Source organism: Mycolicibacterium chitae (genome assembly GCF_900637205.1).
Lineage (GTDB): Bacteria > Actinomycetota > Actinomycetes > Mycobacteriales > Mycobacteriaceae > Mycobacterium > Mycobacterium chitae.
The window spans coordinates 4,821,406-4,841,669 of record NZ_LR134355.1 but is presented as its reverse complement, the minus strand read 5'-3'; the positions used below and the strand labels follow the sequence as shown (position 1 = coordinate 4,841,669).

At 68.9% G+C, this 20,264-nt stretch carries 24 protein-coding genes; 10 read left to right on the top strand and 14 right to left on the bottom strand.

Annotation, left to right across the window (positions count from 1 at the left end):
* Positions 1–15: 15 nt before the first annotated feature.
* Genes EL338_RS23190 through EL338_RS23180 form a run of 3 tightly spaced genes read right to left on the bottom strand, consistent with a single transcriptional unit; the run spans position 16 to position 1,923 of the window.
* A complete protein-coding gene (locus tag EL338_RS23190) occupies positions 16–510 on the bottom strand; it encodes a metallophosphoesterase family protein (protein WP_126335883.1) in 495 nt (164 codons plus the stop codon).
* Between the two features lies 1 nt (position 511).
* On the bottom strand, positions 512–1,318 hold the full coding sequence (locus tag EL338_RS23185; protein ID WP_126335882.1) for an SDR family NAD(P)-dependent oxidoreductase: 807 nt from the start codon (positions 1,316–1,318) through the stop codon (positions 512–514).
* A complete protein-coding gene (locus EL338_RS23180; protein ID WP_126335881.1) occupies positions 1,315–1,923 on the bottom strand; it encodes a TetR/AcrR family transcriptional regulator in 609 nt (202 codons plus the stop codon). The genes EL338_RS23185 and EL338_RS23180 overlap by 4 nt, the downstream gene beginning before the upstream one ends.
* 97 nt (positions 1,924–2,020) lie before the next feature.
* On the opposite strand from EL338_RS23180, the gene EL338_RS23175 reads away from it, so the two are divergent.
* From EL338_RS23175 to EL338_RS23165, 3 genes are read left to right on the top strand one after another with little or no spacing between them, the layout of a single operon-like run.
* Positions 2,021–3,256: a CoA transferase gene (locus EL338_RS23175; RefSeq protein WP_126335880.1), complete on the top strand. Its 1,236-nt coding sequence runs from the start codon at positions 2,021–2,023 to the stop codon at positions 3,254–3,256.
* Positions 3,253–4,077: an acyl-CoA thioesterase gene (locus EL338_RS23170; protein WP_126335879.1), complete on the top strand. Its 825-nt coding sequence runs from the start codon at positions 3,253–3,255 to the stop codon at positions 4,075–4,077. The genes EL338_RS23175 and EL338_RS23170 overlap by 4 nt, the downstream gene beginning before the upstream one ends.
* Before the next feature lie 12 nt (positions 4,078–4,089).
* Positions 4,090–4,545, top strand: a complete 456-nt coding sequence (locus EL338_RS23165) for a MaoC family dehydratase (RefSeq protein ID WP_126335878.1) — start codon at positions 4,090–4,092, stop codon at positions 4,543–4,545.
* Between the two features lie 100 nt (positions 4,546–4,645).
* Here the strand turns inward: EL338_RS23165 and EL338_RS23160 are convergent, their stop codons facing one another.
* Both EL338_RS23160 and EL338_RS23155 read right to left on the bottom strand, forming a co-directional pair.
* Positions 4,646–5,392, bottom strand: a complete 747-nt coding sequence (locus EL338_RS23160; protein ID WP_126335877.1) for a sulfite exporter TauE/SafE family protein — start codon at positions 5,390–5,392, stop codon at positions 4,646–4,648.
* Positions 5,393–5,541: 149 nt separating this feature from the next.
* Positions 5,542–6,819 carry an acyl-CoA dehydrogenase family protein gene (locus EL338_RS23155; RefSeq protein ID WP_126335876.1) on the bottom strand — a complete coding sequence of 426 codons (1,278 nt, stop codon included), beginning with the start codon at positions 6,817–6,819 and terminating at the stop codon, positions 5,542–5,544.
* Positions 6,820–6,901: 82 nt separating this feature from the next.
* On the opposite strand from EL338_RS23155, the gene EL338_RS23150 reads away from it, so the two are divergent.
* Positions 6,902–7,048, top strand: a complete 147-nt coding sequence (locus EL338_RS23150) for a DUF1059 domain-containing protein (protein WP_068246931.1) — start codon at positions 6,902–6,904, stop codon at positions 7,046–7,048.
* 7 nt (positions 7,049–7,055) lie between these two features.
* Here the strand turns inward: EL338_RS23150 and EL338_RS23145 are convergent, their stop codons facing one another.
* The 6 genes from EL338_RS23145 to EL338_RS23120 all read right to left on the bottom strand — a co-directional run bounded on the left by EL338_RS23145 (position 7,056) and on the right by EL338_RS23120 (position 11,299).
* On the bottom strand, positions 7,056–7,934 hold the full coding sequence (locus EL338_RS23145; protein ID WP_126335875.1) for an alpha/beta fold hydrolase: 879 nt from the start codon (positions 7,932–7,934) through the stop codon (positions 7,056–7,058).
* Positions 7,935–8,069: 135 nt separating this feature from the next.
* Positions 8,070–8,399 carry a hypothetical protein gene (locus EL338_RS23140; RefSeq protein WP_235666262.1) on the bottom strand — a complete coding sequence of 110 codons (330 nt, stop codon included), beginning with the start codon at positions 8,397–8,399 and terminating at the stop codon, positions 8,070–8,072.
* A gap of 85 nt (positions 8,400–8,484) precedes the next feature.
* The gene (gene mbp1, locus EL338_RS23135) at positions 8,485–8,718 is read right to left on the bottom strand and encodes a microaggregate-binding protein 1 (protein WP_126335874.1); all 234 of its coding nucleotides are present in this window, start codon (positions 8,716–8,718) and stop codon (positions 8,485–8,487) included.
* Positions 8,719–8,849: 131 nt separating this feature from the next.
* A complete protein-coding gene (gene phoU, locus EL338_RS23130; RefSeq protein ID WP_126335873.1) occupies positions 8,850–9,512 on the bottom strand; it encodes a phosphate signaling complex protein PhoU in 663 nt (220 codons plus the stop codon).
* Positions 9,513–9,572: 60 nt separating this feature from the next.
* Positions 9,573–10,658 (bottom strand): S-(hydroxymethyl)mycothiol dehydrogenase, encoded by a 1,086-nt coding sequence (locus EL338_RS23125; RefSeq protein ID WP_126335872.1) that lies wholly within the window; start codon positions 10,656–10,658, stop codon positions 9,573–9,575.
* Between the two features lie 26 nt (positions 10,659–10,684).
* Entirely contained in the window at positions 10,685–11,299 is a 615-nt protein-coding gene (locus EL338_RS23120; protein ID WP_126335871.1) for a helix-turn-helix domain-containing protein, read from the bottom strand.
* Between the two features lie 455 nt (positions 11,300–11,754).
* Here EL338_RS23120 and EL338_RS23115 point away from each other — a divergent pair, with 455 nt between their 5' ends.
* The 6 genes from EL338_RS23115 to EL338_RS23090 are packed head-to-tail and all read left to right on the top strand — an operon-like array spanning position 11,755 to position 16,732.
* A complete protein-coding gene (locus EL338_RS23115; RefSeq protein ID WP_126335870.1) occupies positions 11,755–13,008 on the top strand; it encodes an ABC transporter substrate-binding protein in 1,254 nt (417 codons plus the stop codon).
* A gap of 60 nt (positions 13,009–13,068) precedes the next feature.
* Complete coding sequence (locus EL338_RS23110) at positions 13,069–13,929, top strand: branched-chain amino acid ABC transporter permease (protein ID WP_126335869.1); 861 nt, start codon at positions 13,069–13,071, stop codon at positions 13,927–13,929.
* Positions 13,926–14,951: a branched-chain amino acid ABC transporter permease gene (locus EL338_RS23105; RefSeq protein WP_126335868.1), complete on the top strand. Its 1,026-nt coding sequence runs from the start codon at positions 13,926–13,928 to the stop codon at positions 14,949–14,951. Before EL338_RS23110 ends, EL338_RS23105 begins: the two co-directional genes overlap by 4 nt.
* Positions 14,935–15,717, top strand: coding sequence for an ABC transporter ATP-binding protein (locus EL338_RS23100; RefSeq protein WP_163791903.1), 783 nt, complete (start codon positions 14,935–14,937; stop codon positions 15,715–15,717). The genes EL338_RS23105 and EL338_RS23100 overlap by 17 nt, the downstream gene beginning before the upstream one ends.
* Positions 15,707–16,417: an ABC transporter ATP-binding protein gene (locus EL338_RS23095; protein ID WP_126335867.1), complete on the top strand. Its 711-nt coding sequence runs from the start codon at positions 15,707–15,709 to the stop codon at positions 16,415–16,417. Before EL338_RS23100 ends, EL338_RS23095 begins: the two co-directional genes overlap by 11 nt.
* Positions 16,418–16,453: 36 nt before the next feature.
* Positions 16,454–16,732 (top strand): WhiB family transcriptional regulator, encoded by a 279-nt coding sequence (locus EL338_RS23090; protein WP_126335866.1) that lies wholly within the window; start codon positions 16,454–16,456, stop codon positions 16,730–16,732.
* 4 nt (positions 16,733–16,736) lie between these two features.
* On the opposite strand, the gene EL338_RS23085 is transcribed toward EL338_RS23090, so the two are convergent.
* The 3 genes from EL338_RS23085 to EL338_RS23075 all read right to left on the bottom strand — a co-directional run bounded on the left by EL338_RS23085 (position 16,737) and on the right by EL338_RS23075 (position 20,234).
* Complete coding sequence (locus EL338_RS23085; RefSeq protein ID WP_126335865.1) at positions 16,737–17,984, bottom strand: oxidoreductase; 1,248 nt, start codon at positions 17,982–17,984, stop codon at positions 16,737–16,739.
* Positions 17,984–19,384 (bottom strand): uracil-xanthine permease family protein, encoded by a 1,401-nt coding sequence (locus EL338_RS23080; RefSeq protein WP_126335864.1) that lies wholly within the window; start codon positions 19,382–19,384, stop codon positions 17,984–17,986. Before EL338_RS23080 ends, EL338_RS23085 begins: the two co-directional genes overlap by 1 nt.
* A 61-nt stretch (positions 19,385–19,445) precedes the next feature.
* Complete coding sequence (locus tag EL338_RS23075) at positions 19,446–20,234, bottom strand: cysteine hydrolase family protein (RefSeq protein WP_197721904.1); 789 nt, start codon at positions 20,232–20,234, stop codon at positions 19,446–19,448.
* Positions 20,235–20,264: the final 30 nt, after the last annotated feature.

Genomic DNA, 20,264 nt, shown 5'->3' with positions numbered 1-20,264 from the left:
GCGCACCCAAATCGCTCAGGGCAGGCGGTGCAGGTGCACGTCGGAGAGCGTGCCGTCGGCGGCGGTCGCCGTCATGTAGGTGCAGTGCGGCTGCCGGCGCCGGTCGGTGGGGGAGCCGGGGTTGAGCAGCCGCAACCCGGTGGCCGAGGTGGTGTCCCACGGGATGTGGCTGTGGCCGAAGACCAGCACGTCGGTGTCGGGGTAGCGCCGCGACATCCGCGCCTCGCGCCCGGCTCTCGCACCGGTCTCGTGGGTGACGGTGAACCGCACCCCACCCAGGGTGGCGTCGGCCCGCTCGGGCAGGCGCGCCCGCAGGTCGGTGCCGTCGTTGTTGCCCCAGCACGCGATCAGGCGCGCGGCGCGGGCCTCGAGGTCGTCGAGCAGGCTCGGGGCCATCCAGTCCCCGGCGTGGATGACGACCTCGGCGCGATCGACCTCCTCCCACACCGGGGCCGGCAGGTCCTTGGCCCGGGTCGGGACGTGCGTGTCGGAGATCAGCAGCAACCGCATCTCAACGCGGTCCGAGGATGTACTCGCCGGTGTCCGGATGGTGGTACCACCCGCTGGACGCCTGGGTGCCGCCGTCGACGTGCAGAGTCTGCCCGGTGATGTAGCCGGCCAGGTCGGAGGCCAGGAACACCGCGGCCCCGGCGAGGTCGTCGACGTGCCCGGGACGGCCGGCCGGGACGACCTGCGCCAGCCGCTCCGAATGGTCCTCGTCGGCCAGCGCCGCGAGGCCCTCGGTCAGCGTGATGTCCGGTGCCAGGGCGTTGACCCGGATGCCGTGCGGGGCCAATTCCAGTGCGGCCGTGCGGGTGTAGTTGATGACGCCGGCCTTCGCCGCGGAGTAGGCGGCGTAGCCGGGCGCGGCGCGCACCCCCTCGATGGAGGTCACGTTGAGGATGCTGCCGGGTCGACCGGCCGCGACCATCGCCCGGGCCACCCGCTGGGTGCACAGCAGGACGTGGCGAAGGTTGCTGCGGTACAGCGCATCCCAACCGTTCTCGGTGGTCTCCAGCAGCGGTGAGTGGAACACCCCGCCGGCGTTGTTCACCAGGATCGTGACGGTGCCGAGCTCGTCGGCGGTGCGCGCCAGGGCCGCATCGACCTGCTCGCCGTCGCGGACATCGACGGTTAGGCCGAGCGCGCCGATGGACTCCGCTGCGGCCGCGCAGGTTTCGGGGTTGCGCTCCCAGATCGCGACCTGCGCCCCGAAGGCGCGCAGCCCGTCGGCGATGCCGCGACCGATGCCGGCCCCGCCGCCGGTGACCACCGCGACCCGGCCGTCGAGCGACATCTGCGCCGGCGAGATGGTCATCGCTGGGTCCCGTCGGTGTCGATGGCCGCGAGGCAGAACGACACCACATGGTCGATCTCGTCGCGGCCGGGCTGGGTCTCGGCGGCCGCGTGCCGCCGCAGCACCCCGCTGACCGTGGTGAACAGCGCGTCGGCGTCCCGGGCCGGGTCGGGGCAGCCCAGATCGCCCAGCGGGCGGACCAGCAGGTCGCGCATCGGGGCGGTGATCTGCCCGTCCGGCACGGAGCTGAACTGACTGAGCACCGCACGGCTGCGCGCGGTCCGGCGCGGCTCGCCGACCTGTCCCAGCGCCCCGATGATCCAGGTCCGGATCTTCGCGACGGGATCGTCGGAGGCGGCCATCTCGCGCTCCAGATAGGCCGCGGTGATGTTGACCCCGCGCTCCATCACCGCCAGCAGCAGCTCGTCCTTGCCGGTGAAATACCGGTAGAACGCGGCGTTGGAGGTGCCGGCCGCGGCGACGATGTCGCTGACCTTCGGCGGGGCCGGGCCGGTCTTCTCGATCACCCCGAGCGCCGCCGACAGGATCCGGTCGACCTCCTCGGTGGCCTCCCGCTGACGGGCATCGAGCGCCCGATCAATCGCCGCGTCAATCCGAGACCTCACGAGGAAAGGATAGGCGTCGGGAGCACCGGTATGTCAGCCGTCGTTCCGGTACTGGTTGACTAACGACGAAACGACGTCGGGCCAGAAAGGGCACGCAATGACCGGAACGTCGAGCTCGGCCACTCCGCTGGCCGGGGTTCGGATCGTCGAGATCTCGAGTTTCGTGGCGGTGCCGCTGGCCGGGATGACGCTGGCCCAGCTCGGTGCCGAGGTGATCCGGGTGGACCCCATCGGCGGCGCCGCGGACTACCGCCGCTGGCCGCTGACCGACGACGGCGAGAGCATCTACTGGGCCGGGCTGAACAAGGGCAAGCGCTCGGTCGCCGTCGATATGCGCAGCCCCGACGGTCAGGAGTTGATCGCCCGGCTCATCGCCGAAGGCGGCCCGCGGGGCGGCATCCTGATCACCAACGTCGTCGGCCGGGACTGGCACGGGTACGACGCGCTGGCGGCCCGCCGGCCCGACCTGATCCATCTGGAGGTCTCCGGTCGCGCCGACGGCGGCACCGGGGTGGACTACACCGTCAACGCCGGGGTGGGCTTCCCGTTGGTCACCGGCCCGGCCACCCAGTCGGGGCCCGTCAACCACGTGCTGCCGGCCTGGGACCTGGCCTGCGGCCTGTACGCCGCGCTGGGCATCGTGAGCGCGCTGCGGCACCGCGACGCCACCGGCGCGGGCACTCGGATCCGGTTGCCGCTCGAGGACGTCGCGCTGGCCACGGCCGGCAACATGGGCTTCCTCACCGAGCCGATGATCACCGGCTCGCAACGCCAGCGCCTGGGCAACTCGCTCTACGGCCAGTACGGCGCCAACTTCACCAGCAGCGACGGCGTCTCCTTCATGCTGGTGGCCCTGACCGGTCGGCACTTCCGGGACCTGACCGAGCTGACCGGCACCACCAAAGCCGTTGCGGCCCTTGCCGAGGCGCTCGACGCCGACTTCACCGACGAGGGGCAGCGCTACCGGCACCGCGACGCGCTGACCGGACTGTTCAGCGTCTGGTTCGCCGAGCACACCGGCGAGCAGATCGCGGCCGCACTGGCGGGCACCTCGATCCTGTGGGAGCGCTACCGCACGTTCGCCGAGGCCGGCACCGACCCGAAGGTGACCGAGAATCCGCTGTTCACCACGTTGCAGCAGCCGCGCATCGGCGCGCACCTGGCGCCCGGGCTGCCGTTGATGATCGACGGCGCGCACAACCCCGCCGTCGCCGCGCCGGCACTCGGTGACGACACCGAGGCGGTGCTCGCCGAGAGCGTGGGGGCCGACGAGCTCGGCCGGCTACTCGAATCCCGCGTGGTGGCAACGTCGTCGGATGCCGACCGGCGATGAGCGCGCTGCTGAAGGTTCTGCAGCTGGAGCCGGCGGGCCCCGACGTCTGGGTGGGCCGCGGGCACGGGCCGGCCGGTAAGCGGGCCTACGGCGGGCAGTTCCTCGCGCAGTCGCTGGCGTCGGCGGCCGCGAGCCTGACGCTCGACGATGACATCGCGCCCACCAGCCTGCACCTGCAGTTCCTGCGCACCGGCGATCCCGTCGAACCCACCGAGTACAGCGTGGAACGCACCCACGACGGGCGCACCGTGATGACCCGTCGCGTCGTCGCGCGCCAGGGCGGCAAGATCCTCACCGTCGCGAGCGTGTCGTTCTCCCGCGCGATGGCCGGTCCGGAGCACGGCGTGCGCGACGGCCGGCCCGACCCGGAGCGAGTCGACCGCACCGGCCCGGCCGGGACGGCGCCCGGCCTGCCGCTCGACGAACTCGACATCCGGGTGGCCGACGAGGGTGCGGGCGCGGACTTCGTGCGCCGACTCTGGTGGCGCGCAACGGTTCCGCTGCCCGAGGATGCACTGCTGCACACCTGCGCCATGCTGTTCGTCACCGACGTCTACATGATCGACCCCGCGCTGCGAGTGCACGGTCATTCGATGCAGGCCCGCACCCACCGCAGCGGCACGCTGGATGCCGCGATCTGGTTCCACCGGCGTATCCACGCCGACCGGTGGAACCTGCTGGAGTCGCGGTCGCCGGCGGCCTCCCGTGGACGCGGCCTGGTGACGGCCGAACTGATCGGCGACGACGGCGGCGTCTGCGCGACGATCGTCCAGGAGGGCCTCATCGCCTCCCGTGAAACATCAAGTAGCACAACCAATTAGAAAGGAATCAGCATGCGGAAGTTCACCTCGGCAGCGGAACTGGTTGCCGCCCAGGGCGAAGAGCTCGGATCCAGCGACTGGAAGGTCATCACCCAGGACGCCGTCAACCTGTTCGCCGACGCCACCGGCGATCACCAGTGGATCCACGTCGACCCCGAGAAGGCCAAGGACGGCCCGTTCGGCAGCACCATCGCGCACGGCTACATGACGCTGTCGTTGCTGCCGGTGCTGATGCACGACATCTTCGCGGTGGAGGGTGTCAAGCTCGGAATCAACTACGGCCTGAACAAGGTTCGGTTCCCGTCGCCGGTGCCCGTGGGCGCCAAGGTGCGCGCCACCTCGACGCTGGTCAAGGCCGAGGACCTCGGCGACGGCGCCCTGCAGCTCACGGTGTCCACCACCGTCGAGATCGAGGGCGGCAGCAAGCCGGCCTGCGTCGCCGAGAGCATCCTTCGCTACATCTTCTGATCTGGCGCGAGCGGCCTGGGGGCACCCCCTTTGCCGCGAACGGGCGCGTCCCCGGCCGACACACCGAGTGTTCGGCCGGGACTGCGCACCCTCGCGCGCGTCAGTAGGTGTCGATCCCGATCTTGATGGCCACGGCCAGGCCCGCCGCGCCGATCAGCAGACGCATCGGGGTCGCGGGCGCATGCCGCACGACCACCGGGCCCAGGCGGGAGCCCAGCAGACAACCGAGGCCCAGCGGCAGCACGGCCGCCCACGCCACCGGGGCCAGCACCGCGAACAGGATGGCCGCGACCAGGTTGGCGATGCCCATCAACGCATTCTTCGACGCGTTCGCGTGCGCCAGGGTCGCGCCGCCGGCCCGCAGCAGCAGGGCGAGCAGCAGCACCCCGGCCGCCGCGCCGAAGTAGCCGGCGTACCCGGTGATCGCGAGGACGGCCAGGCCTTCGAGGATCAACACCCGCCGGCGTCGTCGCGGTTTGTCGTCGGGTGGGCGCTGGCGTCGGGGGAGCAGGATCGCCAGCGCCGAGGCCCCGAGCAGGATCGGCACGCTTCGTTCGAAACCCTCGGGCGGGGTGTACAGCAGCAACAGCGCGCCCGCCGCGCCGCCGAGTGCGGCCAAGGGCCCGACCCGCAACAGCCACGCGCCCTGCCCCTTGAGTTCGGGGCGCGAACCCAGGACCGAGCCGATGCCGTTGAACACCACCGCGACCGTGTTGGTGACGTTGGCCGTGACCGGCGGCAGGCCGACGGCCAACAGCGCGGGATAGGTGGCCACCGACGCCAGTCCGGCGATGCTGCCCGTGAGCCCGCCGCAGATTCCGGCGAGGAACAGCAGGGCCGCGTTCATCGGATCTGGGGTGGGGTGAGTGCAGACATGTCGGCGAGAAGCGTGGCACACCGGCGCGCACACCGCGCGACGAGCGTGCCCAGACCCGGGAACTTGCCCGGCGTGTCGGCCCGGAACACGCGCCCTCGCGCTGAGGGGAAGGCTCGCGCTTAAGGGGAGATGCGGGCCTGGGCCTCGGCGCGCCGGGTCGGCAGGTGGCCGGACCCGAACACCGGGTCGGCGGGTTCGTACTCCTTGAGCGTGCGGCGCGCGAGGGTCAGCTTGTGCACCTCGGTGGGCCCGTCGGCGATCGCCAGCGACTGCGCGGCCACCATCATCTTGACGAACGGCATCTCGTTGGACACCCCGAGCGCGCCGTGCAGGTGCATGGCCCGCTGCACCACGTCGTGCAGCACCTGGGGCATCGCGACCTTCACCGCGGCGATGTCGCGGCGCACCAACTGATAGTCCTGATGCTTGTCGATCAACCACGCCGTGCGCAGCACCAGCAGCCGGAACTGTTCGATCTGCACCCAGCTGTCGGCGATCTTCTCCTGTGTCAGTTGGAAATTCGACAGCGGCCCTTGGCGGGTCTGCCGCGACACGGCGCGCTCACACATCAGGTCGAAGGCGCGCCGGGCCATCGCGATGGTGCGCATGGCGTGGTGGATCCGGCCGCCGCCCAGGCGCGTCTGCGCGATGGCGAACGCCTGCCCCTCCCCGCCGAGGACATGATCCAGCGGCACCCGCACGTCGGTGTAGCGCACGTAGCCGTGGGTGCCGTGATCGGCGGACCCTGACCCCTCGGTGCCGACGCCGACGTTGCGGACGATCTCGATCCCCGGGGTCTCGGCGGGAACGATGAACAGCGACATCTTGTCGCGGGTGCGCGCCTCGGGATTGGTGACCGCCATGACGATGAAGAAGCTGGCGTGGCGGGCGTTGGAGGAAAACCACTTCTCGCCGTTGAGTACCCACGACTGCCCGTCCCGCTCGGCGCGGGTGACGAACAGGCCGGGGTCGGAGCCGCCCTGCGGTTCGGTCATCGAATAGCAGGAACTGATCTCGCCGTCGAGCAGCGGTTGCAGGTAGCGCCGCTTCTGCTCGTCGGTGCCGAACAGCGCGAGGATCTCCGCGTTGCCCGAATCCGGGGCCTGGCAGCCGAACACCGACGGCGCCCAGCGGGACCGGCCCAGAATCTCGTTGAGCAGCGCCAGTTTCACCTGCCCGTAACCCTGCCCGCCCAACTCCGAGGTCAGATGCGCGGCCCACAGGCCACGCTCGCGAACCTGCTGCTGCAGCGGCCGCAGCGTCGCCAGCACGTCGGGGTTCTTCTTGTCGTAGGGATCCAGCGCCACGAAGTCCAGCGGTTCGACCTCGGTGCGCATGAACTCGGTGACCCAGTCCAGCTTTTCCTGGTATTCGGGGTCGGTCTCGAAATCCCACATGTCGGATCACCGTTCTGTCGATGTTCGCCCACGCCGACTCCGTGTCTACCGCAGATGGCTCCGGTGAGGTAGACACATACGCATGAAGACTCACCTGAACTGCCCGTGTGGCGAGTCCATCGTCGGCACCGACGAGGACGACCTGGTCGAGAAGACCCAGAAGCACCTGTCGGAGAACCACCCCGGTCACGAGTACTCGCGCGACGAGATCCTGTTCATCGCGTTCTGAGCGACGCCTAACAGCGGGTCAGCATCACCGAACGCCGCTCGGTAGTGGCGAGAAAGTCCCCGATGAGGTCGACGACCTGGTCGGGGGCTTCGGCGTGCGGTGAGTGACCCACCCCCGCCAACACCTCGAGTCGGCTGTTGGTCAGGGCCTCGTGCGCGGCGTGGCCCTGCGTGACCGGCATGACCCGGTCCTGCTCGCCCCACACCAACAGCACCGGCATCTGCGCCGAGGACTGCGGCCGGTTCAGCGCACTGACGGCGCCTGTGGTCCGCGCGTCGGCGGCCGAGCGCAGGGTGCCCAGGAACGCATGACGGGTGCCGGCATCGGAGAGCTTGGCGTAGGTGTTCCACAACTGCGCCGCCCGCGGCGAGCGCACACCGGCCGCGGTCAGCCAGTCCCGCACGACATTGCCGGCATCCAACACAGGCTTGGGCGTCACGGCCGGCAGCACGTATTCCGCACCGGGGGTGGACAGCACCCGCAGCAGCCAGTTCAGTTCCGGGCCGACACCGCCGCTGCCGATGAGCACCACGCGGTCGCACCGCTCCCGGTGCTGGTGGGCGAACTGCATGGCGATCCCGCCGCCCAGGGATTGCCCGACGACGGTCACGCGCGCGACACCCACCGCGTCCAGGAAGTCCCGCAGCCATACCGCCGACGCCCCCAGCGAGTAGTCCCCGCGGGGCTTGTCCGAGTGGCCATGCCCCAACAGGTCGGGGGCGATGACGCGATACCGCTGCGCCAGCAACGGCGCGACGTGGCGCCAGGCCGCAGCGCTGCCGGACATGCCGTGGATCAACAGCAGGGTCTCGGGCCGGTCTGCGTCCCCGGAATCCCAGTAGGAGATCCGGTCGCCGTTCAGGTCGAGGTATCGAAGGTCGTCCATGGGCGCGACGATAGTGGTCCTTTCCGACAGCTCTGTTACTGCTGAGTAGCAATGGTGCCTCCGAGGGCACCGATACCGGTGTCGAACAGTACGGATAACAGTTCGGTTGCTATTGCGGCGGCACGGTCAGCAAACTCATCGCGGCGAGGTCATCAGCAGGATCAGAAAGGCCAGCAGGATCAGCAGCCACCCGCCGATCGGCACCAGGATCCCGTTGCGTTTGCGGGCGGTCAGGAAGGACAGCGCCACGGTGGCCGCCGCCACGACGGGCGCGCCGTAGACGATCAGGGTGAAACCGGCCTCGCCGAAGCCCGGCCGCGGGCAGTCCGGATCGGCGCAGCCGGCGGTCCCCAGCACTTGCACGTAGGCCAGGACGACCACGCCCGCGGCGCCCAGCAGCGTCGTCAGCGCCAGCACCCAATTCAGCACGGCGTTGACCGGGTCGCGCGTCGGCGTCTCGCTCACTTCTACCCCCTACCTGGGGCCCGGCCAGCACTGAAGGCCCAGCCGATGTGCCGGGCCTTCAGATGCCTGTACCGAGCGGGCCGAACTACTGGTTGGCCTCTTGCCGCTTCTCAGCGGCTTTCGCCGCTCCGCGAGCCGATTCCGCCTCGGCTTCCTTCTCGGCGACGTCGCGTTGGGCGTCGGCCTTATCCTGTTGAGCCTTGCCCTCTTCGGTGAGGTCATCACGGCCGGTGACCGTGCCGACGGCTTCCTTTGCTTTTCCCTTGACGTCCTCGACGACGCCCTTGATCCCTTCCTGGGGACCGCTGTTGTCAGCCATTGCACTCCTTCCCAGCGCGCTGGTGCGGATTGTGGACGAACCGCGAGTCGATTCGCTGGCGGTCGGGTTCCTCGATCCACGCCGGGCTAAACATCGGCGGGGGATTGCGGCTGAGCGCCAGGAGTCGACAGCTAGGAGTCGGTGTCCGACCGCAGCGGGCTGATTCCCGTGGTGCGGAACACAATTCGGTTCGCAATGCCCTTCGCGTGGTCACCGAAGCGCTCGTAGAACCGGCCCAGCAGGATCAGGTCGACGGCACGCTGGACGCCGCCGTCCCAATCCGGGCTCATCAGCACCGCGAACAGTCGCCGATGCAATTCGTTGACGAACTCGTCGGTTTCGCGGATCTGATCGGCGCGCGCGGTGTCGCCGTCGAGCACCATCCCCGCCGCGGCCTCGGCCAGGTCGACGACGTTGCGGCCCATCTTGATGAAGTAGCCGCTGACGGCGTCGGTGACGACGGGTTCGGGGTGCCGACGTTCGACCACCCGCGCGACGTGGTCGGCCAGATCGCCCATCCGGTCGGCATCGGCGCCGATGTGCAACGCCGTCACCACGAAGCGCAGATCGCTGGCCACCGGCGCTTCGCAGGCCAACGTCACCAGGGCGGAGCGCTCCAGATGCCGATTCCTGGCGTGCAGGTCGGACAGTTCCGACTGCATTGCCGCCGAATCGAATTCGTCGGTCCGCAGCAACGCCGTATTCGCATGCCGCATCACCGAGGCCGCGAGGGCGCACATGGCGCTGGCCTCGGTGGTCAGGGCGTCGAGTCGTTCGTGGAATTCAGTGCGCATGGCGGGGTGTATCGGGGAGCGGGTACGCCAGTGTACTGCTCCCGGGCCATGCGCACCGTCTCAGAGAACGACCACCGAGCGCAGGACTTCGCCGGCGTGCATTTTGTGGAAGGCGTCTTCGACGTGGTCGAGGGTGATGCGTTCGGTGACGAATTTGTCGAGGGGCAGGCGGCCTTGTTGGTAGAGGTCGACCAGGGTGGGGAAGTCGCGTTCGGGGAGGCAGTCGCCATACCAGGACGACTTCAACGACCCGCCGCGGGAGAAGAAGTCGACCAGGGGCATTTCGAGGGTCATGTCGGGGGTGGGGACGCCGACGAGGACGACGGTGCCGGCCAGGTCGCGGGCGTAGAAGGCTTGTTTCCAGGTTTCGGGACGCCCGACGGCGTCGATGACGACGTCGGCGCCGAAGCCGTCGGTGAGGTCCTGGATGGTTTCGATGGGGTCGAGTTCGCGGGCGTTGATGGTGTGGGTGGCGCCGAAGTCGCGGGCCCAGTCGAGTTTGGTGGTGTCGGTGTCGACGGCGATGATGCGTTTGGCGCCGACGAGGGCGGCTCCGGCGATGGCGGCATCGCCGACGCCGCCGCAGCCGATGACGGCCACGGTGTCGTCGCGGCTGACGTTGCCGGTGTTGATGGCGGCGCCGATGCCGGCCATCACGCCGCAGCCCAGCAGGCCGGCCACGGCCGGGTCGGCGTTGGAGTCGACCTTGGTGCATTGGCCTTGGTGGACGAGGGTTTTGTCGGCGAAGGCCCCGATCCCCAGCGCCGGGGTCAGTTCGGTGCCGTCGGTGAGGGTCATTTTCTGGGTGGCGTTGTGGGTGTCGAAACACAGGTGCGGGCGGCCGCGTTTACACGCCCGGCATTGTCCGCAGACCGCGCGCCAGTTGAGGATGACGAAGTCGCCGATGGCGACGTTGGTGACGTCGTCGCCGATGGCTTCGACGGTGCCGGCGGCTTCGTGGCCGAGCAGGAAGGGGTATTCGTCGTTGATGCCGCCTTCGCGGTAGGTCAGGTCGGTGTGGCAGACCCCGCAGGCGATGATGTCGACGACCACCTCCCCGGGACCCGGGTCGGGGATCACGATGTCGACGAGCTCCACCGGCTCGCCCTTCTTCCTGGAAATCACTCCGCGCACTGTCTGACTCATGGTCGGTTCCTTTCGGACTCTCTGGGCTAGTGCCCGGTTCGGGGTTGAGATGTTGCCTGCGCCACCAGCAGTACTCGCGACCGGCAACTGCCGCGGTTGACGAAACGGTGCGGTACCTCCGCATTGAGGCGGATGGAGTCACCGACCTCGAGTTCGCTACTGCTGTCGGCGATCTCGACCGTCAGGGTGCCCTCCTGCACGAGCACGATCTCCTGACCTTCGTGTCGGACCAGCTCGGCGCCGGTGTGAGTGCCGGGGGCCAGCGTCAACATGGCGACCTCGAGGCCGTGCGTGCGGCTGCGTTGGATGACGCGCCGGCTGATCCCGGGGCCGATGCTCAACTCCTGCTGCTGATCGAAGCGCACCAGCGAGAGTTCCGGTGATCGCGTCGGTTGGAACAGATCACCGATGGCGACGCCCAGCGCGGAGGCCACCGCGACCAGGGACCCCACCGATACACCGGTCTTCCCGCGCTCGAGCATGGACAGCATCGATGCGCTCAGGCCGGTGCTCTGCGCGACGTCGCCGAGGGTGAGGCCGCGTTCGGTCCGGATTCGCCGAATGCGCGTGCCGAGTTCGCGGTTCATCAACTCCGACGCCGCCTGAACGCCCAGCAGCGCGCCTGTTCCGGAACCGCTCACGTGTGTCTCCCCCGAGTTGTCAATGGCAATGAAAATTGGGCCAGAAATTTCAGCGTAGCTTACACGGCGATCCGGGCCGGCGAAAGGTGTTGCTCCGCACCAACAGTCGAGTCGGCGGCGGCGCCCGGGGGCTGGGTGCCGCCCGATCGCCGGCCGGTCTGTGCCCGAGAAACTTGTTCAGTCGGATCAAAAGGCCGGTGTTGGGTAGGTCACAGATAGTACGGTGGCCGCAGCCGGTAAGGTCGATTCAGCCACACGACGCGGGCCCTTGCGATCTGAATCACACTGCCTTATCCTTTCAATCGGTTTGAACTTCCAAGGGCATGGAGCAGAGTTTTACGTGGTTGTTACGCAACCAGGCGCCATAGTTTCAATGCCATTGTACGCTCAGCCACACCGCAAACGGTCGCGGTCACGAACGGTCGCAGCATCAGCTCAGTGTCGGAGGTCATGAAATGAAATTGAAATCCTGTTGCCGCGGGATCGCGGTCGGCGCGGCCCTCGCGCTGGCCCTGACTTCCTGCGCCGACGGCTCGGACCGCGGGTCGAACGGGGGCGCGGCCTCGTCATCGGGTGACATCGTCTTCGGGCAGCTGATCGGGGTCACCGGTAACTACGCGCCGTTCACCCCGCCGGCCATCGCCGCGGCCAAGATCGCCATCGACGAGATCAACGACGCCGGTGGCGTCATGGACCGCAACGTCGTGCTGGTCACCGAGGACAACCGGTCCACGGTCGACGGGGCGGTGTCCGGCTTCTCCAAGCTGACGTCGGTGAACAAGGCCGCGGTGCTCGGCAGCCTGGAATCCGACGGTCAGGTAGCGCTTTTCGATCAGATCGAGCAGCGGCAGCTGCCCAACATCTGCTCGTCGTGCGGGACCACCTTCCTCGACGACAAGGGCGGCAAGTTCTCCTTCCGCGTCGCGGCCTCCGACAGCGACGCCGGCATCATCATCGCCCAGGTGGCCCGCGACGCGGGCGTGCAGAACCTCGCCATGATCGTGCAGAACACCGAGGGCGCGTCCGGCCCGGCCGAGGTGGCCACCGAGGCCTTCCGCAGGGCCAGGGGCACCGTGAACTCGGTGACCGTCGAGCCCAAGGCCGCGTCCTACAACAGCGAGGTGGCCAAGGCCTTCGAGGGGCAGCCCGATGCGCTGTACCTGGGCACCGGTGTGGAGGCGGGCATCCCGATCCTGCGCGAGATCGCCCGGCGCGGTTACGACGTGCCGATCTACGTCTCCCCGGACCTGATCACCGACGACGTGGCGGCGCTGCCCAACGCCGATCAGCTCACCGCGGCGCTGACCGCCTTCGACCTCGACAGCCCCGCCTACAAGTCGTATGCGGAGCGTTTCCAGGCCGCGACCGGCGGCGTGCCGGAACCCGGCATGTACGACGCCAACAACTACGACCAGTACGTCCTGTTCGCGCTGGCCATGGAGGCCGCCCAGAGCACCAACGGCCCCGAAGTGGCCGGCAAGATCATCGACGTCGCCAGCGCGCCCGGCAAGAAGGTGTACTCCTTCGCCGAGGGCAAGGAAGCGCTCGCCAACGGCGAGGACATCGACTTCGAGGGGGCCTCGAGCAACCTCGACATGAACGAGTTCGGCAACCTGCAGTCGCCGATCCTGGCGGTGCTGACCGTCCAGGACGGCGTGTGGACGCCGGGCGAGCAGGTCGAAGTGGATCCCGCGCTGCGTCCTGAGTGATCACGGCGCCGGGCCGGCGCGGCTGCGGGGGGTTCGACCGATCGATGGAAAGGTAAACCGTTGGACAACCTGCTATTCGGGTTACTGACCGGCGCGATGCTGGCGGTGGCGACGTCGGGTTTTGCGCTGCTGCGTAACACCGAACGCTTCCTGCACATCGCGCACGGCCAGTTCATGGCGTTGGGCGCACTGTTGGCGGTGGCCCTCGGCGAAATGTTCGGTATCGCCGCGGGTATCGGCCTGTCGGTGCTGATCACCTCGGCGCTGGCCGTGGCGTGCGGCAAGGTGCTCTTCGACCCGGTCAAGCATCGCGGGGCCAACGTGCTGCTGTTCACCTCGGTGGGCCTGGCGTTCTTGACATATGCGGCGATGATTGCATTGTTCGGCACCGAATTACGGGTGTTCTCCATCGAATTGGGGGCCGCGCAGCACATCGGACCGTTCCATGTCGCTCCCGGCGAGATCATCATGTTGCTGGTGGCCGTGGTGGTCATCGGCGGGCTGTGGCTGCTGCTCGGTCGCACCGGCGTCGGCCGCGACATCCGAGCGGTGGCCTCCAACCGTGAGCTGGCCCAGATCCGCGGCGTGGCCATCGGCCGGGTCAGTAGCACGGTCTGGGCGATCTCGGGTGCGCTGGCCGCGATCGCGGGCATCATGACCGGCATCCTGGGCTCGGTGTCTACCGAATCCGGTTGGGGCTACATCCTTCTGGTGCTGGCGGCAGCGGTTCTGGGCGGCACGGGCAACATCCTCGGCGTCATCGCCGCGGCGCTGGTGCTGGGCATCGTGATGGACATGAGCGCGCTGGTCATCGACACGGCCTACCGCCCGATCGTCGCCTTCGCCATCCTCATCGGAGTGCTGTTGGTCCGTCCGCAGGGCCTGTTCTCCTTCCAGTCGCGCAAGGAGGCGGCGGTATGATCTCCATCGAGTTCCTCGTCACGATCGCCACATTGGCCCTGGTCTTCGCCATGGCGGCCCAGCTGCTGAACCTGGAGGCGGCCTGGGGCGGCATGTGGGATCTCGGGATCGCCGGGCTGATCGGTGTCGGCGCCTACTCCTATGTGCTGCTGACCACCGCCCCGGATGCCTCGGTGCCGGGGCTGGGCCTGTCCTGGCCGTTGGGCATGCTCGGCGCCGGTGTCATCACCGGGTTGGTCGCACTGCTGCTCGGCTGGCCGGCGCTACGACTGCGCGGCGAGTACTTCCTGATCACCACGTTCGCCTTCGCCGAGATCCTGCGTCAGCTCATCGTCATCCAAAAGGGCCTCACCGGAGGCACATTCGGGCTGACCACGATCGTCAAGCCGTGGGAGTTCCAGTTCACCATCGACGGCTACCCCTACGTGCGGTTGATCCTGACGATGGCGCTGACCGCGGTGGTCTTCGGCATCTGCTCGCGGCTGGCGACGTCGTCCTACGGGGCCACGCTGCGCGCCGCCCGCGACAACGAACCGTTGGCGATGGCGATGGGCAAGAAGATCAAGACGCTGCGGTTGTCGACCTACGCCACCGTCGGTGTCATGTGCGGGCTGTTCGTGGGACCGGCCTACGCCTGGATGCTGGGCGCGTTGGTGCCCTCGGTGTTCAGTTCGCATCTGACCTTCACGCTGTGGGCCGGACTGGTGATCGGCGGGCTCGGCAGCCGCTTCGGGCCGGTGCTGGGCGCGCTGCTGCTCACCGGCATGAGCGAACTCGTCCGACTCGTCCATGTCCCAGCCGAATTCGCCAACCTGCACGCCGCGGCGCACCCGGCCCTGGTGGGGCTGCTGCTCATCATCGTGCTGCGCTGGCGGCCGGCCGGGCTGCTGTCGGAGGCGGGCACCTTCGCCCGGCTGCGACGCCGCTATCAGCGGCCGGGACCCCAACCCGCCGGCACCGCCGAGGCGGCGCCGGCTTCGGATCCGATCCTCACCGGGAGCGCACATGACCGCAACGCCTGAGCTCGAGATCACCGACGTCAACAAGTCCTTCGGCGGGGTGCGCGCCCTGCGCGAGGTGAACATCACGATCTCCACCGCCGAGATCACCGCGCTGATCGGCCCCAACGGCGCCGGCAAGACCACGCTGTTCAACGTGATCTCCGGCTTCGGCACTCCCTACACCGGCCGGGTGCGGTTCGACGGCCAGGACCTGACCGGGCTACCCGCCTACAAGGTGGCCCGCGCCGGGCTGGTGCGCACGTTCCAGACGCCGGTGGGGTTCAGCTCGATGACCGTCGTCGAGAACGTCGCGCTGGCCACCGCGGGCACCGACCTGGACTACCCGTGGTCGCCGTTTGTGAACTGGCGCAAGGACCGTCGTCGCCGCCGCGAGGCACTGGACGCCGCCTGGGCGCAGCTGGAGAAGGCCGATGCGGCCCACCTCGGTGACCGCTCGATGGCCGATCTGTCCCCCGGGGACGCCAAGCTGGTCGAGATCCTGCGCCAGCTCGCGCTCGAACCGCGGATGCTGCTGCTCGACGAACCCGCCGCGGCCATGACGGTCAACCAGATCGAAACCCTGTCCGAGGTCATCCGCGACATCGCCGCCCGCGGCATCGGTGTGCTGGTGATCGACCACAACCTGAGCTTCGTGCTGGAACTGGCCGCGCGCGTCCACGTGCTCGAGTCCGGCGCGGTCATCGCCTCCGGCACGCCGGAGCAGATCAGCGATGACCCCAACGTGAAGCGAATCTATCTGGGAGGAGCCGAATCCGATGTTGCTTGAGGCCAAGAACCTGAGCACCGGTTACGGACCGCTGACCGTCGTCCGCGACGCCAACCTCACGGTGGCCGCCGGCGAGATCGTCGCCATCGTGGGCCCCAACGGCGCGGGCAAGTCCTCGCTGATGAAGTGCATCGCGCGCTCGCTGCCGGTGGTCGGCGGGTCGCTGACCTTCCAGGGCAACGATCTCGGCGCGGTCCCGCAGAACCGGATCGCCGAACTCGGCATCGGTTTCGTCCCGCAACAGGGCAACGTCTTCCCCGAACTGTCGGTGCAGGAGAACCTCCAGGTCTCCTGCCGCGGCAGCCTTTCGGAAGCGCGGGCGATCACCAAAGAGGTCCTCGGACAGTTCCCCCGCCTGCAGGAACGGATCAAGCAGGCCGCCGCCACCCTCTCCGGTGGGGAGCGCCAGATGCTGGCCATCGCGTGCGCGCTGGTCAGCTCGCCGTCGCTGCTGATGCTCGACGAACCGACCACCGGCCTGGCGCCGCTGATCGTCGCCGAACGGATCGTCGACATCCAGCGCCTGCGCGACGGCGGCGCCGGGGTGCTGTGGATCATCGAGGAACACCCCCGGATCTGCCTGCCCGCCGTCGACAAGGTGCACTTCATGTCCGACGGCACATTGGGGCCCGCGATGGCGGCCACCGACTTGCTGGAAGAAGGCGCACTCGAAGAGTTGTTCTTCGGCGTCGCACACTGATTCGAGAACCCATTGACCACTTCTTCGGTTGAGACAATGTCGGAATCTTGGGAATGGCAACACCAGGCCGCCTGCCTGGCACACGATCTCGCCCTGTTCTTCCACCCCGACGGCGAACGCGGCAAGCGGCGGCGTTCCCGACAGGACATGGCCAAGGCCATCTGCAAAAGCTGCCCGGTGCTACGCCAATGCCGCGAACACGCCCTGGCCTTCCCCGAGCACTACGGCACCTGGGGCGGACTGACCGAAGAGGACCGCGACCGGCTCCGCGACCACCGCGCCCCGTTCGGCCGCCGCGTGCGCCGCACCTCCTGAGCGGCTAGCGGTCGCCGGCGGCCGGCTTGCGGCCCGATCCCTTGCCCTTGAAGCCGCCGCTGAAGCGGTACTTGGCGTGGCGGAGCAGATTCATCCGCGGCGTGCGCCAGCACCGCAGCGCGTGGTGCTCGTCGTGCATCAGGCAGATGTTGCAGGACACGCATGCCGGGGCGGTGCGCTGCCCGCCGGCCAGCCGCTGCACCAGGTCGGGTTCCCGGATGAAGGGCCGCGCCATCGAGATGAATTCCGCCCGACCGGATTCGACGAGCGCGGCCATCGTGGTGACCCGGCGCATGCCGCCGACCAGGATGATGGTGGTGTCGACCTGCGCGCGCAGCGCGTCGACGAACGGCAGGAAGTAGGCCTCGGGTTCGGGCTTCTTGTGTAGCCGGTGAAAGAGCAGATCCTCGAGGGCGCGGCGACGATCGACCGCGACATAGCCGCGGATGGAGGCGCTCACGTAGTCGCTCATCAGGTTCGACGACACCTCCACGCCGTCGAGTCCGGCCGCGACGAAGGACCGTACCCCCTCGATCGCGTCCGGAACGGTGAGCCCGCCGGGTTCGTCGACCAGATCGGCCAGGCCGACCTTCATGGTCAGGCCCATGCCCGCCGGGAGTTCGGCGCGGATGGCCCGGATGACCTCGACCGGGAAGCGGTCGCGCCGCTCCCGGGTGCCGCCCCAGTCGTCGTCGCGGGTGTTGGTCAGCGGCGAGCGGAACTCGCTGATCAGATACCCGTTGGCGCCGTGCAGGTGCACCCCGTCGAAGCCGGCTTCCACGGCCCGCCGGGCGGCCTGGCGGAAACCGTCGATGGCTTCGTGGATCTCGTCGTCGGTGGCGGCCTCGACACGACGGCCGGTCATGACGTTGTCCACCGCGGACGGCGCCAGCGGCCGGGTGGCGAACGACATCGATTGGCTGCCGGCGTGGGCGATCTGGGCGAAGATGCGCCCGCCCCGGCGGTGCACGGCCTCGGTGACCCGGGCGAAGCCCGGGATCGAGGAGTCCTGGTGCAGGCCCGCCTGCAGATCCCCGTACCGGCCCCGCAGGTGGCTGAAGATGTGCCCGGTGAAGGCCAGTCCGACACCGCCGCGGGCCAGGTTCTCGTGCAGGGCGACATACTCGTCGCCGATGCGCCCGGCCGGGTCGGCCATCGATTCGCCGGTGCCCGCGCGGATGAACCGGTTGCGCAGCGGCACCGGGCCCAGGGTGGCCGGGGCGAAGAGCGTGGACCGGGCGGGCGCGGTCATCACTCGGTCCCGATGGCGGGGACCACCAGGGGCGGCTCGGTGGCCTCGGGGCGGTTCAACAGCCGCCGCACGCCGACGTTGAGCACGAGATGCAGTACGAACAACAGGATTACGCCGACCATCATGGGTGTGGTGACGACGCTGGCCACCGAGTCGGGCAGCACCGCCAGGATGTCCTCGGGCAGGTGGGCGGTGCCCAGGGCGATGATGAACGCCGGGGCCGCGACCATCAGGTTCAACTCGTCCCAGTGCACGTTGTTCATCATCTGCACCCCGGACAGCGCGATGATGCCGAACAGGATGGTGGAGGCCGCGGCGAGCACCGGCAACGGCAACCCCGCGATGAACAGCCCGACGGCCGGCACGAACGCCAGCACCAGGGCGGCCGCGCCGGCCGTCAGCGTGACGAAGCGGCTGCCGATCCCGGACATCCGGACAATGCCGGCGTTCTCCGGGTAGGAGGTCGTGCCGATGCCGCAGAACAGCGAACCCACCGCGGTGCCGGCGAACTCGGTGAACAGGCCGCGGTTGGTGCGGTCGACATCCACCCGCTGCCCACCCCAGCTACCCACCAGCTGGTACATGCCCGCGGACTCGGCGCCGGCCTGCAGGAACGCGATCAGCATCAGCACCACCGCGGGCCAGGCGACGCCAAACCCGAAGGGCAGCAACTGCGGTGGCGCCACCAGCGCGGTCCCGGTGACGGCCGGCAGGGACCACACCCCGGTGAGGAATGCGACCACGGTGCCGATGACGATGCCCCAGAAGATGGCCCCGCGCCGGACGATGGTGTCGCCGCCGAACACGGCGAAGCCGATCACCGCCAGCACCGTCACGATGCTGATCAGGAAGAACGGCCAGCCGTGCCCCGGGTTCCCGGGTGTGCCGAACCACCCGCTCAGCCCGATCGAGGCCAACTGGGCGCCGATGATCAGCAGCAGCGTCCCGAGCAGGATCGGGTTGGCGACCAGCTTCGCGATGTGTCCGAACAGGCCGAGCCTGCGCAGCGGCAGCGCCAGCGCCGCGAAGATCAGCCCCGCCACGAACATCGAACCGAAGGCGGTGCCCAGGCCGAAAGTGCTGCCGGCAGCGATGATCGCGAGCATGAATGCCGCCGTCGGACCCTGCACGATCGGCAGCCGCAGCAACCGACTCGATTGCAGCACCGTGATCAGTCCGGTCATGAACAGACAACCCTGCGTGAGCCACCCCGTCTGCTCGTGCGACAGGTCGAGGGCAGCGCCGATCAACGCGGGGAACAGCCAGATCCCGGTCAGTGCCAGCAGGTGCTGCAGGCCGAACAGCGCCGTGCGCGGCGGCGACAGGCGCTCGTCGAACCCGACGGTGAGGATCGGACGTCCCGCGCTGCGGGGCGGCGTGGGCTCAGCCAGATCGGACATTCAGTGCTCCTCGAATGGTTTCGAATGCCAACGGGTGGCCGCGGACTGCCTGGTGAGCGAACTACACCGTGGCCGCGCGGGTGGCCGCGACCACCTCGCCGGCGGTCTCGGCCTCGGCGAAGCCCGCCGGGACCGGTGCCTCGCGGCGGGCGGCCCACTCCCGCACCACCGCCGGTGCGTTGAGGACGAGGCCGAGGTGCCGCGCGATGACGGCGAGTGCCTGCTCCTCGGATTCCTCCGACAGCCCGGCGGTCAGGTCCGGCGGGACGATGACCCGGAAGTCGCGGTTGGCCGCGTCGAACGCCGAGTTGAGCACGCAGCAGTCGGTGAGCGTGCCGTCCAGGACCACGTTGTGCACGTCGAGTTGGCGCAGCAGGAACTCGAGGTCGGTGGGGTAGAAGGCCGACAGGCGCTTCTTGGAGCGGATGTAGTAGTCCCGCGGATCCTCCTCGACCATCAGGTCGAGCCACTTGGTGCCCTCCCAGTTCAGCTCGTCGGTGAGCTGGTTCTCGGGCAGGAAAAGCGGGTAGAGCACCCGCCAGTTCGCGCGCCGGTTGTGGGCCTTGGAGTTCAGGTCGTCAATGCCGCCGTGGCGCTGCCAGTGCTGCACGTGGATGACCGGAACCTGCAGTTCCCGTGCCGCCGAGTGGAACACGTTGTGGGCGGCGATGCGGTCGCGGGCTCGCGGTGCGGGGCAGGGGAGTTCCGGTTCGGGTCCGACGTGACCGCGGTGCATGTCGATCGACACGACCGCGGTGTGCTCAGGGTCGAGCCAGAGGTCGAAGACCTCCTCGGCGGGCAGCTCTTTCCAGGAGCCATCGGGCAGGCGGCAGTTCATCTGCGTCAGCAATTCAAACACCTCCGGGTGGGTTGGTACAAA